The following is a 12,519-nucleotide window of genomic DNA, read 5'->3' as shown; positions in this document are numbered from 1 at the left end:
GACCGTCCTTGATTGGATCCTGCGATGGCTTGGCTCGGGTGCCGGCTCCCGCCGGCGTCAGACCCGGTCGATGCCGGGCCAGATGAGCGTGGTGGCTCCCCAGGTGAGCCCGCCGCCGAAGGCGGCCAGCAGCACGCGGTCGCCGGGGCGCAGCGCGCCCTCGGCGTGTGCGTGGTCCAGAGCCAGCGGCAGGGAGGCCGCCGCGGTGTTGCCCACTTCGGCGATGTGGTTGTAGCCGCGCTCCCGGGGAAGTCCGATCTCGTCGGCCAGCCGCAGCAGGATGCGGTGGTTGGCCTGGTGGCCGACGAACCGGTCCACGTCCTCGATGCGCCACCCTGCCTGGTCGAGGGCGGCCCGGATGCTCTCCGCCATCCGCTGGACGGCGAGCCGGAAGACCTTCTTGCCCTGCATCGTGAAGTAGTAGCCGTCGGCGGCCGTCTCGCCCGGCGACGGCGGGCCGCCGCGCGGCACGGTGATCAGATCCTGGCCGCTCCCGTCGCTGCCGAGTGCGAGAGGCCCCAGGGCGCCGGGCTCCGCCGGGTCGCCCGCGCGCACCAGGACCGCGCCGGCCCCGTCGCCGAAGACGACCGATGTGGTGCGCTCGGCCGGGTCGAGAATCCGCGTGAACGTCTCCGCCCCGATGACCAGCACGTTGTCGACCGTGCCCGCGGCGATGAGACCCGATGCCGTGGCGAGTGCGTAGAGGAATCCGGTGCACACCGCCGAGACGTCGAAGGCCGGTATGTGCCCGAGGCCCAGCTTCTCGGCCACGAGGGGAGCGGTGGCCGGGCAGGGGCGGTCCGGGGTGGTCGTGGCCAGGAGCACGGCGTCCGCCCGCGAAAGACCCGCCGACTTCAGGGCGAGCGCTCCTGCTCCGGCGGCCAGGTCCGAGGTGAGCAGTCCGTCGGTGGCGACGTAGCGCTGCCGGATTCCGGTGCGGGTGCGGATCCACTCGTCGGAGGTGTCGAGTCGGCTCACCAGTTCTTCGTTGGTCACGAGCCGGGGCGGCAGGCAACTGCCGAGGCCGGCGAGTACGGCCGCCCGGCTCATCGTCCGGCTCCGGTCCGGACGGCGCCGTGGCGGGGCGGGTGAGCACGGTGGCAGACGACCAAGGCGTGACTCCTCGCGAAAACGGTGCGGCCGGACGGCCTCGACTGGCAGGAGTCTCGCCGCACTCGCTTACCGCTCGCTGACCGATTTCTGACCGGAGACCAAGTCAGAAATCGGTCAGCGAACGGTAAGCGAGCGGCGCGAGAGTGTGCGACAGCCGCCGGTTCACTGTCCGTGCCATGTGGCCGACCGCCGGCGCGCAGCCGCGCGCGTTCTGACGGCCGCACAGTGATCCGGTCAACTCAGCAGAGAGGCAGATCACCTTCATGAGCGCTACTTACGAGAAGCTCGTCGACCTGCTCGTCACTCACTTCGCCGTGGAGCGCGAGAAGATCAGGCCGGATGCCACATTCGAGGAACTCGATCTGGATTCGCTGTTTCTCGTCGAGCTGCTGCTCGTGCTCCAGACCGAGTTCGACATGGAGCTCGCCGATGACGCGGTGAACCGGACGGACACGTTCGGCCACCTGGCCGAACTCGTGGAGGGCCGTCTCGGGGTGACGCCTTGACGCCGGGCGCCGGTATCGCCGTCACCGGCCTCGGCCTGGTCACCGCCGCCGGGATCGGCACGGACGTGTCCTGGCGGAGCGTGTGCGAGGGCCGGTCGAGGGCCACGAGGAACCCGGTCCTCGACGGCCTGCCGATCGACATCTCCTGCACGGTGCCGGATCTCCAGCCGGCCCGGGATGTCGGGCCGCGCAGCGCGCTGATGCACGACCGCTTCATCCAGCTGGCGATCGTGGCCGCCCGTGAGGCCGTCGCGGACAGCGGACTCGACCCGAAGACCTGGGACGGCGCCCGGGTCGGTGTGGTGATCGGATGCGGTCTCGGCGGCATCGCGACGTTCGAGAAGCAGCACCGCCGGCTGCTCGAGAAGGGACCGCAGGCGGTCTCCGCCCTCCTGCTCCCGATGCTGGTACCGAACATGGCCGCGGGCCATCTGGCGATGGACCTGGGCGCCACCGGCCCCAACTTCGTCACCGCCAGCGCCTGCGCCTCCGGTGCCACCGCCCTCGGCGCCGCCGCGCAGCTGCTGCGGGACGACCTCTGCGACGTGGTGCTCACCGGCGGCACCGAGGCCAACGTCAGCCGGCTGATGGTGACGGGCTTCGCGCAGATGGGGGTGCTCTCACGCCGGGTGGACGATCCCACCGCCGCCTCCCGTCCCTTCGACGCGGCCCGCGACGGCTTCGTCATCGGCGAGGGCAGCGGAGTTCTCGTACTGGAACGGGAAGCGGACGCCCGGGCACGCCGCGCCCCGGTGCGGGCCCGGTTCGCCGGGTACGGCGCCTCCGCGGACGCCCACCACATCACCACCCCCGAGCCGGAGGGGCGCAGTGTCCGCAGGGCGATACAGAGTGCGCTCGCGCAGGCCGGGGTGGGGCCCGAGGAGGTGCGGCACGTCAACGCGCACGGCACGTCGACCCAGGTCAACGACGTGATCGAGGCACGAACGCTGCGTGCGGTGTTCGGTGACGGCGTGGCCGTGACCTCCACCAAGGGGGTGCTCGGCCACACCCTCGGCGCCGCGGGAGCGATCGAGGCCGCGCTCACCGTGCTGGCCGTCCAGCACTCCACCATCCCGCCCACGGCGAACCTGGACCAGCTCGACGCGGACGTCGACCTGGACGTGGTCTCGGGCACGGCCCGCGAGGAGAAGGTCGACGTGGCCATGAGCAATTCGTTCGGATTCGGAGGGCAGAATGCCGTGCTCGTCTTCACCGCCGCCTGAGCATCGCCCCGGCCCCACGGGTGTCCGGGTGGAGGGGGTGACGGCGCCTCATGGCCTTCGTTCTGCCCGAGCGGGACATCGCCGCGCTTGAGACGCGGGTGCAGCACGCCCTGCGCACCGCCGGCCACGCGGAGCTGCCCGTTCTCGGGTTCGGTGAGGTCACCCTCGTGCTGCGGCTGGACACCGCGCAGGGCTCCTTCGCGTGCAAGAGGCTCCCGGTCTTCCCCTCCTACGACAGCTTCCGGCGCCACGAGTCGCTGGTGGATGAGTACGTCCAGCGTCTGGAGAAGGCCGGTGTACGCGTGGCCGCCACCCGGCTGTGGCACACGCGGCTGCCCTCCGGCAGGGTCGTCGGCTACTGCGTCCAGGAGGCACTGGACGGCGACCGGCTGTGCTCCCGGCTGCTGCGCACCGAGAGCGGCGCGTGGGCCGGCGACTTCTACACCCGCTTCCTCGCGCTGGTCGAGGGGGCGGTGACCCCGGAGGTCGGGCTCGACGCCCAGGCGTCGAACTGGATGGACCTCGACGGGGAACTGGTCTACCTCGATGTGACCACCCCTCTGCTGCGGGACACCAGGGGGCGCGAACGGCTCGATGTACGGCTGTTCTTCACCTCGCTGCCCTGGATCCTGCGTGACGTGGTGCGGCTGTCCCGGACCCGGGCGATCTTCGACAAGTTCTACGAGCCGCGCGGCGTCGTGCTCGACTTCCTCGGCAACCTGCACAAGGAACGCGTCGCGCACCTCGTCCCGGACTTCCTGGCGCGGAGCGAGGGCCGTTTCCTTCCTCCGGTCACCTCCGACGAGGTCGCCGCCTGCTACCGCGAGGACGCCCGCATGTGGGAAGTGCTCCAGGCCCTGAAGCGGGCGGACCGCTTCTGGCACCGCAGGATCCGGCGCCGCACTTATCCGTTCCTGCTCCCACCCCGTGTCCACCGCTGAGACCGCGCCGCCCGGCGGAGCCCGGCACCGCCCGGGCCGTGACTCCATCCGGCTCGACCCGGCAGCGCCGCTCCAGGTCTTCCGGCCCGCGCCGCGGCTGGCTCTGACCGTCGTGTCACTCGCCTGGCTGCGCGCCGCCGGGCCGGAGGCCCGGGCCCGGCTCGAGGCACGGCACCTGACGCCGGCCGAGGCCTCCTACGCGGACGTGCTCACCCTGCCGCGCCGGCGCCAGGAGTGGCTGGCCGGCCGGATGGCGCTCAAGTACGCCGTGCGGGCCCACGCGCGGCACACCGGGAGGACTCCGGTCGCCTACGACGACGTCCGCGTCACGCGGGTGGCGGAGGGGATGCGCGCCGGGAAGCCCACGACCGACCTCCCGGTGGAGGTGAGCCTGACGCACTCCGGCGACTACGCCGTCGCGTTGTGCGGGTCCGGGCCGGTCGGAGTGGACCTGGAGCGTCCGCGTTCGTTTCCGCCGGAACTCGTCCGCATCCTCTTGTACGACGACACGTCGGCCGGGGCCGACCTCGCGGCCCGGCGACGCCTGGACACCATGCCGCTGCCCCTGCGCTGGACCTGCAAGGAGGCCGTCCTCAAGTGCTACGGGTTCGGTCTGCGGGTCGACACCCGTGAGGTGCGACTGACCGGCTGGCACGAGGACGGACGGTTCGCCTGGCAGGCGGGCCCCGGACTGCTGCGGCACGTGCCCGCCTCGCGGACCCGACTGCGGACCTGGGCCCGTGAGCTGGACGGCTACCACTTGGCCCTGGTGTGGGAGTGACCCCGCACGCCGGCAGTCGGAGAAGGTGAGGACCGTGCCCGCCCCACGTCCGCCCGCGGCTCCTGCCCGGCGGTTCGAAGACGTACTGGCCGACGCCGCCGCGTTGGCCTCGCTCAGCCCCTCCTCCCACAACTGCCAGCCCTGGGCGCTCGCCCGGGCGGACTCCGCGCAGGCCCGGCGGATGGCTGCCGACGTCCTCGGCACGGCCGGCGAAGCGGGCGCCGAGTACCTGGTGCTCGCCCTGGACCGCCGCAGGGAATTGCGCGCGCTGGACGCGCACGCGATGGAGATGCGGGTGAGTTGCGGCGCGTACTGGCGGCTGCTGCTGCGGGCTCTGGCCGCCGCGGGGTGGCCGGTCCTGCGCACGCACGCCGTCGAGGACGCCGCGCGGGTCCGGCCTGCCGCGCGGTGGCCGTCGCACTGGCTTCCCCTGGCCGTGGCGGAACTGCGCCGCGGCCGGCCCTCGGCGGAGCGCCTCGACGACCTGTGGGCACTGGCCCGCGGCCGGCGAACCCACCGCGGCCCGTACCGGAACACCGCCCTCGGCCACGGGACACTCGACGCGCTCACCCGGGCCGTCGCCGCCCCGCCCGGAACGGAACGGAGCGGCATCGCGGTACGTCACCTGACGTCGGCTCAGGACAGGGCCTCGTTCGCCGGCCTCCTCGGACGTCACGCGGGGCGCGACTTCAGCCACCCGGGTGCATGGCGGGAGACCCATGCGTACGTGCGGTGGAGTGCTGCCGAGGCGCGGCGGCACCGCGACGGCTTCACGGCGGATCAACTGTTCGGACCCCTGACACCGCCGCAACGCCTGCAAAAACGCCTCACCTTGGCCCCACCCGTGATGCGGGCCCTGTGCCTGGCCGGCTTCCAGCACCGGCTCGCCGCGCACACGGCCGAGACCGTGCGGCGCCGCACGCCGGCCGTGGTCGCGCTCGGAATCACCGGGGACCCCGACGGGCCCAGCGGTGTGGCGGAGCAACTGCGGGGCGGCGAGCGGCTGCTGGACTACTGGCTTGCCGCCACGGAAGCGGGGCTGTCACTGCATCCGCTCAGCATCGTGGTGCAGCATGACGATCTGCGACGCGAGACGGCAGCGCTCTTCGGCCTGGCCGGACACCCCTTCTTCGTCAGTCGCCTCGGCATTTCTCCCGGCGAAGCGCCGGCTTCCCTCAGGCGCCCGGAATCCGCCGCATACTTGTCGGTATGAGCGCAGAGGTCTTCGCGGCACCATGACGGCCGGGCCGCTTGGCCAGATGTTTGCTCCGCCTTCGGGCTGACGCCTGCACGGCCGTCCGCGTCTGCCGCCTTCCCGCCGAGCGGGCAACCCCTCGAGTGAACCCAACGGCCTCCACTCTTCGTTGACGTGTGGAGAATTTCTTCAACGAAGCGTTGAGCCATCAATACTTCGTTGACCGTCCATGTAGGCGTGAATTGATCCGGCCGATCGATGACCCCGGTTGCGATGCCTGTCAGGATGGGCGCCTGAGGGTGGATCATCGCCGGGGCTCCTCGGACCAGGGGAATAGTGGAGCAAATCGGAAGGATTTTGATGATCAAGTCCCAAAATGCTCTGCGCGGCGCCCGTCGTCGACGGATCCGGTCTGATCCGAGCCGACCTACTGCGATGTGCTGCCACCCTCGGGCGAATCTTTGAAATCTCAGTGCGCAATGTCCAAAATGCCCATTCGGGCACCCTTGACAAAAGTCTTGGGTGTTCATTTTCTGATGCGTGAATGCCTGGCGCCCGCGCCGACGTGTTCTCGCGTGAGACCGCGAAGCATAATGGGGATACGCTGTGCATATAGATCTTCTCGGTCCTGTATCCGTCACGGTGAACAATCAGCAGCGTGCGGTGGGATCCATAAAAGTCCGGGCCATGCTCGCCACCCTTGCCATGGAGACCGGGCAGGCCGTTTCTCACCTTGACCTGGCCAACGAGCTCTGGTCGGGCGACACCATCCGTAATCCGCGCAACGCCCTGCAGGCGCATGCCACCCGGGTACGCAGGGCGTTACAGGGCCAGGCGGGCACCAAGGGAAGCACCGTGCTGCGTTCCGTACCCAACGGCTATGTCCTGGAGGTGCCTCGGGAGGATGTCGACGGGCATCGGTTTCTCGACCTGGTGTCCCGGTCCAAGACGAGGCTGGCGACCGATCCCGAACAGGCACTGAGGCTGCTGGACTCGGCGCTGACCCTGTGGCGTGGTCCGGCGCTGCTGGACGCGGGCGACGGGCTGCGCTGCCGCAGCGCGGCTCAGCTGTTCGAGGAGACGAGGATCTCGGCTCTGGCGGATCAGATGCGGGCCCGCATGATGCTCGGGGACCACGCTCGGGCGATCGCCGAACTGCACCAGCTGGTGGCCCAGTTCCCGCTGCGGGAGGAGTTCTGCGACCTGCTCATGCTGGGGCTGTACCAGGCCGGACGGCAGAGCGACGCGTTGGAGCAGTTCCGGCTGGCCCGCCAGCGTCTCGACACGGAACTGGGCGTCAGACCCGGGGAACGCCTCCAGCGTCGGCACGCGGAGATCCTGGCGCAGGATCCCGCGCTGACCCTCGTCAGTGGCCTGTGAGCGGGTGGCGCGCCGATATGGCCGGCGGCCGGCCCGGTCGGGAACGGGGCGTTCATCATGACCTCTGAGTCGCGCGCGTGTCCCGAGGAGCACCACCTCTCGGCCGCGTCCGAGCCGATCGCCGTGGCGGGCATCGCGGCGTTGTACCCGGCTGCCCGTGGGGTCGAGGACTACTGGCGGTACCTGACCGCCCCGGCGACCGATGATGCCGGGCTCTCCACCGCGGACGGACTCGGCGATCTTGACATCGATGTCACCGCTTTCGGGATCCCACCGGCCCAGACCGGGTCGATGTCCCGGATGCAGGTCCTCGCGCTCGAGGCGGCCCGTCAGTGCCTGGCGGACGCGGGCTACCGGCGACGGCCGTTGCCGTCGGACCGTGTCGACGTGGTGGTGGGCACGTGCCTGGGTCTCGACCGCCAGTACGCCAACGCCCTGAGGGTCGAGGGCGCCCGCTATGCCGAGGAACTCGAGCGGGCGCTCTCGGCGTACGGCGATGACGCACGGCCAGGGGGCGTCGGCATCGCCGAGGAGTTCCGCGCCGCGCTGATCCGCCGGCTCGGCGCGTCGCCGCACGACAAAGTGGGAGAGCTCGTCAGCAGCATCCCGGCGCGGGTGGCCTCCGCCTTCACACTGCGCGGGAGGACGTTCGCGCTGGAGTCCGCCGACGTCACCTCGCACATGGGACTGGCGTACGCCGCGGACACTCTGCGCGCCGGACTGACGGATGCCGTCCTTCTGATCGCCGGACAGCGGCACGAGGGCCCCTTCGCGGCGCGGGCCTTCGCCGCGAAGGGGATCGGAGAGCAGGCCTTCGCCGGCAAGGGCCCGTTCAGTGAGGGTGTCGGCGCGTTGCTGCTGAAGCGGCTCTCGTGCGCCGAGCGGGACGGCGACCGGGTGTACGCCACTGTGCGCGCGTGCGGCGTGCGGCACGAGGGCCGCCCCGGCGTCTTCCGGTACCCGACCCGGGCGGGGCTGTGGGAGGAGGCGGCCGTCGCCGGGCGTCGGGCCGACGCGACGGCGGCCGGCACCGTGCAGTACGCCGAGTGCTCGCGGTACGGCGCCGGTGCCGGGTCGCAGGCCGAAGAGGAGGCGCTGACCGCCCTGTTCGGCCGCTCGGAGCCCGGATCCGTGGCGGTCGGCTCGGTCCGGGAGCGGATCGGTCACACCCTCGCCAACGCCGGGGTGGCCGGGGTGAGCAAGGTGGCACTGGCCCTGTACCACGGCACACTGCCCGGCGGCGGAACAACAGCGCGGTTGCCGCAGGGGGACGCCTTCCGTGCGGTGGCCGACACCGAGGACTGGCCGGAACCGCCCGGTGGCGGGCCACGCCGGGCGGCGCTGCTGGGATCGTCGCTGACCGGAACGGTGGCTCACATCGTCATGGAGGAGTACCGGGCCCCGCGGCGCGGCGGCCGAGCAGCCGCCGAGGTCGTCCGGCCGGTGAGCCGGGCACGCGCGAGCAGGACCGGGCCGGAGCCGATCGCCGTGGTCGGTTTCGCCGGGCGGTGTGCCGGGGCCCCGGACGCGGAGACGTTCTGGGCACGCATGCTGGCGGGCCGGACCATGGTCGGACCGGTGCCGGACGACGTGCTCGACCGGCACCTCTACCACGCGCCGGGAGCCATCAGCCTCGACCGTTCCTACAGCGACCAGGGGGCGCCCCTGCCGAGGCCGGTCGGGCCCCCGCCCGGACTGAGCCTCCCGCCGGGCCGCTACGCCGCTCTGGACACGGCCCAGCGGGTGGCGCTCGGCGTCGCCGCCGCACTCTTCGCCCAGCGAGGGTCCCCCTCCGGTGAACTGCCGGGCGCCGGTCTGATCGCGGTCGGCAGCAACCTGGGGCTGCACAACGAGCGCCGCCTCAACTCCCTGCTCGCCGCCGATGTGCTGGAAGAGGTGGCCGAGGGTCTGAACGCCCTCGGCCCGCTGACCGCCCGCGCGAGAGGGGAGGTGCTCCGGCTCGTCCGGGAGCGGACGGGCACCGGCGCGGACGTGGACCTCACGCACGCGCTCGACGGCTCCCTGGCCAGCGGCATCGCGGCGCTGATCGCCAACGAGTTCGCCCTGGACGCCGTGCCTGTGGCCGTGGAGGCGGCGTGCGCCTCGTCGCTCGCCGCGCTGGACCTGGCAGTCGGCCGGCTGCGCTCGGGCGCGGTCGACTACGCGCTGGCCGGTGGTGTCGAACTTCCCTGCAACGCCCGTGACATGGTGCTGTGCTCCTCGCTCGGCCTGCTGTCGCACGACCGGATCACCCCGTTCGACGAGGCCGCCGACGGGTTCTCCCCCGGGGACGGCTGCGCGCTCTTCCTGCTCAAGCGGTACGAGGACGCGCTGCGGGACGGTGATCCGGTGCACGGCCTGCTGCGCAGCATCGGCGCCGCGAACGACGCGAAGTCGCTGATCGCGCCGGACGCCGTGGGCCAGGCGGCTGCCATGCGCCAGGCCTTCGACCAGGTCGAGTTCGACCCGTCCGACGTCGGCTACCTGGAGGCACACGGCACGGGCACCCGTGTCGGCGACCGAGTGGAGATCGCGGCGGTGACGCAGGTCTACGGTGCCGTGCCGCGTCGGCGGCCGCTGGACATCGGCAGTGCCAAGTCGTTCTTCGGCCACACCTTCGCGGCGGCCGGCGGGACCGGCCTGCTGCGTGCGCTGCACGCGGTGCGGACCGCGACCGTTCCCCCCAACACCGGCCTGCGCACCCTCAGTCCGGACCTGGCGCTGGACCGCATTCCCGCGCGCATACGCACCGCTGCCGCCCCCTGGACGACTCCGGACGGAGAGCCGCGAAGGGCAGCCGTGAGTTCCTTCGGAACCGGCGGCATCGACTACCACCTGCTCCTCGAGGAACACACGGACGGGCCATGATGAACTCCATCCCAGACCTCGACTTCGATCCGCAGACGCGGGACATGCGCGACATGGTCCTGCGGTTCGCCCGCCGCGAACTCCCGGCGGCGGCCGGTTTCGATCCGGACGGCTTCCGGCGCCGCTGGGAGTCGGCCGGCAAACAGGGACTTGTCGGGAGCAGCGTCCCGGTCGCCTACGGAGGCAGCGGCCTCGGCGCCGTCGAGGCGGCCGCGATGATGGAGGCGCTCGGGGAGGGCAGCCAGGACACCGGCTTTGCCTTCTCCGTGGCGGCGCATCTGTTCGCCGCGGTCATGCCCATCGTGGAGTTCGGCACCGAGCAGCAGAAGAACCGCTGGCTGCCGCCCCTGTGCTCCGGGGAACTGATCGCGGCCCACGGCATCACGGAGCCGGGAGCCGGTTCCGACGCACTGAGCCTGGAGACCCGCGCGCGGCGTGACGGCGACCACTATGTGCTCAGCGGGGAAAAGTGCTTCACGACCAACGCCCCGGTCGCGGATCTCTTCGTCGTGCAGGCGGCCACCCGGGACGGCGGCGGCTTCTTCGGCCTGACCACCTTCCTGGTGCCGGCCGGTACGCCGGGGCTGACGGTCGGGCGGCCCTACGACAAGGTGGGGCTGCGCGGGTCGCCGATGGCCGATGTGCGCTTCACCGACTGCCCGGTGCCCGCGGCGAACATGCTGGGCTCGGAGGGCGCGGGCGCCGTGGTCTTCTCCACGTCGATGAAGTGGGAGCGGACCTGCCTGTTCGGCATCTATCTGGGAAGCATGCGGCGCACGCTGGACTCCACGCTCCGCCACGTGCAGGAGCGGGAACAGTTCGGTACGGCCATCGGCGGATTCCAGGCGGTGAGCCACCGGGTCGTCGACATGCTCGCGCGGTACGAGACCGCCCGGCTGATGCTGTACCGGGCGGCGCGTGGGATCGACACGGGAAGCGAGGACAGGATCGGCCCCGCCCTCGCCAAGCTCGTGGTGAGCGAGGCGGCAGTGCAACTGGGGCTCGACGCGATCCAGTTGCGCGGCGCGCTGGGGATTCTCGACGGCGAGGCGGAGTCGCTGCTCCGTGATGCCCTGCCGGCCAGGATCTTCTCCGGAACGAACGAGATCCAGAAGAACAACATCGCCCGTGAACTGGGCCTGGGCGAGCGCCGCCGAGCGCGTCGGCGCTGAGCGGAAGGGGCTGGAAGAGCATGCACGTCATCGTTCATCGCATCCGACTGCACGAGGGAATCGATCCCGTCCGGTTCGAGACCTGGGTACGGGAGAGCGACTACCGAGCCGCGCCCGAACTACCCAGTTTGATCTCTTTTGCCGTGCACCGTGCCGCAGTGGATGCGAATGCCGCCTTCCATTATTTTGAAGTGATTTCGGTGACCGGTCCCGAGGAGTTCGAACGGGACATGAAGACCGAGGTGTTCCAGTCTCTTGTCGCCGCTTTCGACACCATGGCGTCCGTGGTGGACGAGATTTCCGGGGACCGGATAGAACCAGGATATTCCGCGGGCTGACACACCCGGTGTTGTTCCCTGCCCCGGCACCACAAGCCGCCCAGGCCGCGACTGCACCTGACGGTGCACGACATCGGCGTGGGCGGCTCTTCCTCGTTTCAGGAACTCCCGTCCTGCTGCGTGATCGCGTCGATGAGGCCCGACTCGTAGGCGATGGCGATCGCCTGGGCGCGCGTCCGCGCGTTCAGTTTCTGCAGGACGTGATGCACATGCGACCGAATGGTCGCGCTGGAGACGGTCAGCCGCTCGGCGATCTCGGCGTTGGACTTGCCCTGGGACAGCAGCAGCATGACTTCGCGCTCACGTCGGGTGAGCTTGGAGCCCGTCGCGGCCGATGGTGCGGCCGGGTGGGTGGCGGCGAACTCCAGTGACCAGCGAGCCTCGTCCGGCAGCACCATGGCGTTCACCTCGGTGACCGTCCTGATCACGTGGATGAGGTCCTCCACGGTGCTCTCCACCGAGAGCACCGCGCGCACCCGCATCTGCAGTACTTCCAGCGCGCGATGCGCGTTCTCCGGTTTGCAGAGCAGAATGACTCTGCTGTGGGCCGCCAGTTCGGCGAGCTCCCGGCGATCGTCGACGGTGAGCAGCGGGGAGACGACGAGAGCGGCCTCCGGTGCCGTCTCGACGGCCACGGTGATGGCGCGGCGCACCGATGCCTCCACGCTGGCCTTGAAATGATACTGCTCCAGTAGTGCCTGAATCCCCGCTCCGATGATGGTGTTGCTACAGCACACGAGTAATCGGACGCTCATCGCGTAATGTGCCGCCCGCCATGATCCGGAAGCGGATGTTTCGACTGTGGGATTCTGCTTCGGAGAGAGCAGGTGTTGGTTTTCGGACTGCGCAACAGTCGATGAAGCATTTCGACCGAGACGTTCGTCAGCATTCTTCTCCCCGGGTGTCAAAACGCCAGTCAGACGCTATCACGGCGACCCTTAATCCTGCCGGATTTCTGTACGGTGCACTCACATCTTCGCGGTGCGATCACTTGCGCGTCGA

General features: G+C 70.7%; 12 protein-coding genes. 9 read left to right on the top strand and 3 right to left on the bottom strand.

Features of this window, described 5'->3' with window-relative positions:
* Window positions 1-57: 57 nt before the first annotated feature.
* The gene (locus tag AC5L3C_RS16720; protein WP_493649692.1) at window positions 58-1,050 is read right to left on the bottom strand and encodes a beta-ketoacyl-ACP synthase III; all 993 of its coding nucleotides are present in this window, start codon (window positions 1,048-1,050) and stop codon (window positions 58-60) included.
* 166 nt (window positions 1,051-1,216) lie between these two features.
* The gene (locus tag AC5L3C_RS16715) at window positions 1,217-1,378 is read right to left on the bottom strand and encodes a hypothetical protein (RefSeq protein ID WP_493649691.1); all 162 of its coding nucleotides are present in this window, start codon (window positions 1,376-1,378) and stop codon (window positions 1,217-1,219) included.
* Here AC5L3C_RS16715 and AC5L3C_RS16710 point away from each other — a divergent pair.
* From AC5L3C_RS16710 to AC5L3C_RS16670, 9 genes are all read left to right on the top strand, one after another.
* The gene (locus tag AC5L3C_RS16710) at window positions 1,377-1,619 is read left to right on the top strand and encodes an acyl carrier protein (protein ID WP_493649690.1); all 243 of its coding nucleotides are present in this window, start codon (window positions 1,377-1,379) and stop codon (window positions 1,617-1,619) included. The two genes, AC5L3C_RS16715 and AC5L3C_RS16710, sit on opposite strands and share 2 nt — an antisense overlap.
* The gene (locus AC5L3C_RS16705; RefSeq protein ID WP_493649689.1) at window positions 1,616-2,842 is read left to right on the top strand and encodes a beta-ketoacyl-[acyl-carrier-protein] synthase family protein; all 1,227 of its coding nucleotides are present in this window, start codon (window positions 1,616-1,618) and stop codon (window positions 2,840-2,842) included. Before AC5L3C_RS16710 ends, AC5L3C_RS16705 begins: the two co-directional genes overlap by 4 nt.
* Window positions 2,843-2,892: 50 nt before the next feature.
* Entirely contained in the window at window positions 2,893-3,783 is an 891-nt protein-coding gene (locus AC5L3C_RS16700; RefSeq protein WP_493649688.1) for a DUF6206 family protein, read from the top strand.
* Window positions 3,770-4,564 (top strand): 4'-phosphopantetheinyl transferase family protein, encoded by a 795-nt coding sequence (locus AC5L3C_RS16695; RefSeq protein ID WP_493649687.1) that lies wholly within the window; start codon window positions 3,770-3,772, stop codon window positions 4,562-4,564. Before AC5L3C_RS16700 ends, AC5L3C_RS16695 begins: the two co-directional genes overlap by 14 nt.
* A 34-nt stretch (window positions 4,565-4,598) precedes the next feature.
* Window positions 4,599-5,777: a RedV protein gene (locus AC5L3C_RS16690; RefSeq protein WP_493649686.1), complete on the top strand. Its 1,179-nt coding sequence runs from the start codon at window positions 4,599-4,601 to the stop codon at window positions 5,775-5,777.
* Window positions 5,778-6,446: 669 nt separating this feature from the next.
* Window positions 6,447-7,139 (top strand): AfsR/SARP family transcriptional regulator, encoded by a 693-nt coding sequence (locus tag AC5L3C_RS16685; protein WP_493649685.1) that lies wholly within the window; start codon window positions 6,447-6,449, stop codon window positions 7,137-7,139.
* A gap of 57 nt (window positions 7,140-7,196) precedes the next feature.
* Window positions 7,197-10,007, top strand: a complete 2,811-nt coding sequence (locus AC5L3C_RS16680) for a beta-ketoacyl [acyl carrier protein] synthase domain-containing protein (protein WP_493649684.1) — start codon at window positions 7,197-7,199, stop codon at window positions 10,005-10,007.
* Entirely contained in the window at window positions 10,004-11,179 is a 1,176-nt protein-coding gene (redW, locus tag AC5L3C_RS16675) for an L-prolyl-[peptidyl-carrier protein] dehydrogenase (protein WP_493649683.1), read from the top strand. The genes AC5L3C_RS16680 and redW overlap by 4 nt, the downstream gene beginning before the upstream one ends.
* Before the next feature lie 20 nt (window positions 11,180-11,199).
* Window positions 11,200-11,517, top strand: a complete 318-nt coding sequence (locus AC5L3C_RS16670) for a RedY/HapK family protein (protein ID WP_125505025.1) — start codon at window positions 11,200-11,202, stop codon at window positions 11,515-11,517.
* Window positions 11,518-11,615: 98 nt separating this feature from the next.
* Here AC5L3C_RS16670 and AC5L3C_RS16665 read toward each other — a convergent pair whose 3' ends face one another.
* A complete protein-coding gene (locus AC5L3C_RS16665; protein ID WP_493649682.1) occupies window positions 11,616-12,272 on the bottom strand; it encodes a helix-turn-helix transcriptional regulator in 657 nt (218 codons plus the stop codon).
* Window positions 12,273-12,519 lie beyond the last annotated feature (247 nt).

The sequence above is a fragment of the Streptomyces speibonae genome, from assembly GCF_984686075.1.
The sequence above is the reverse complement of the archived record's forward strand: the minus strand, read 5'-3'. Positions and strand labels throughout refer to the sequence as shown.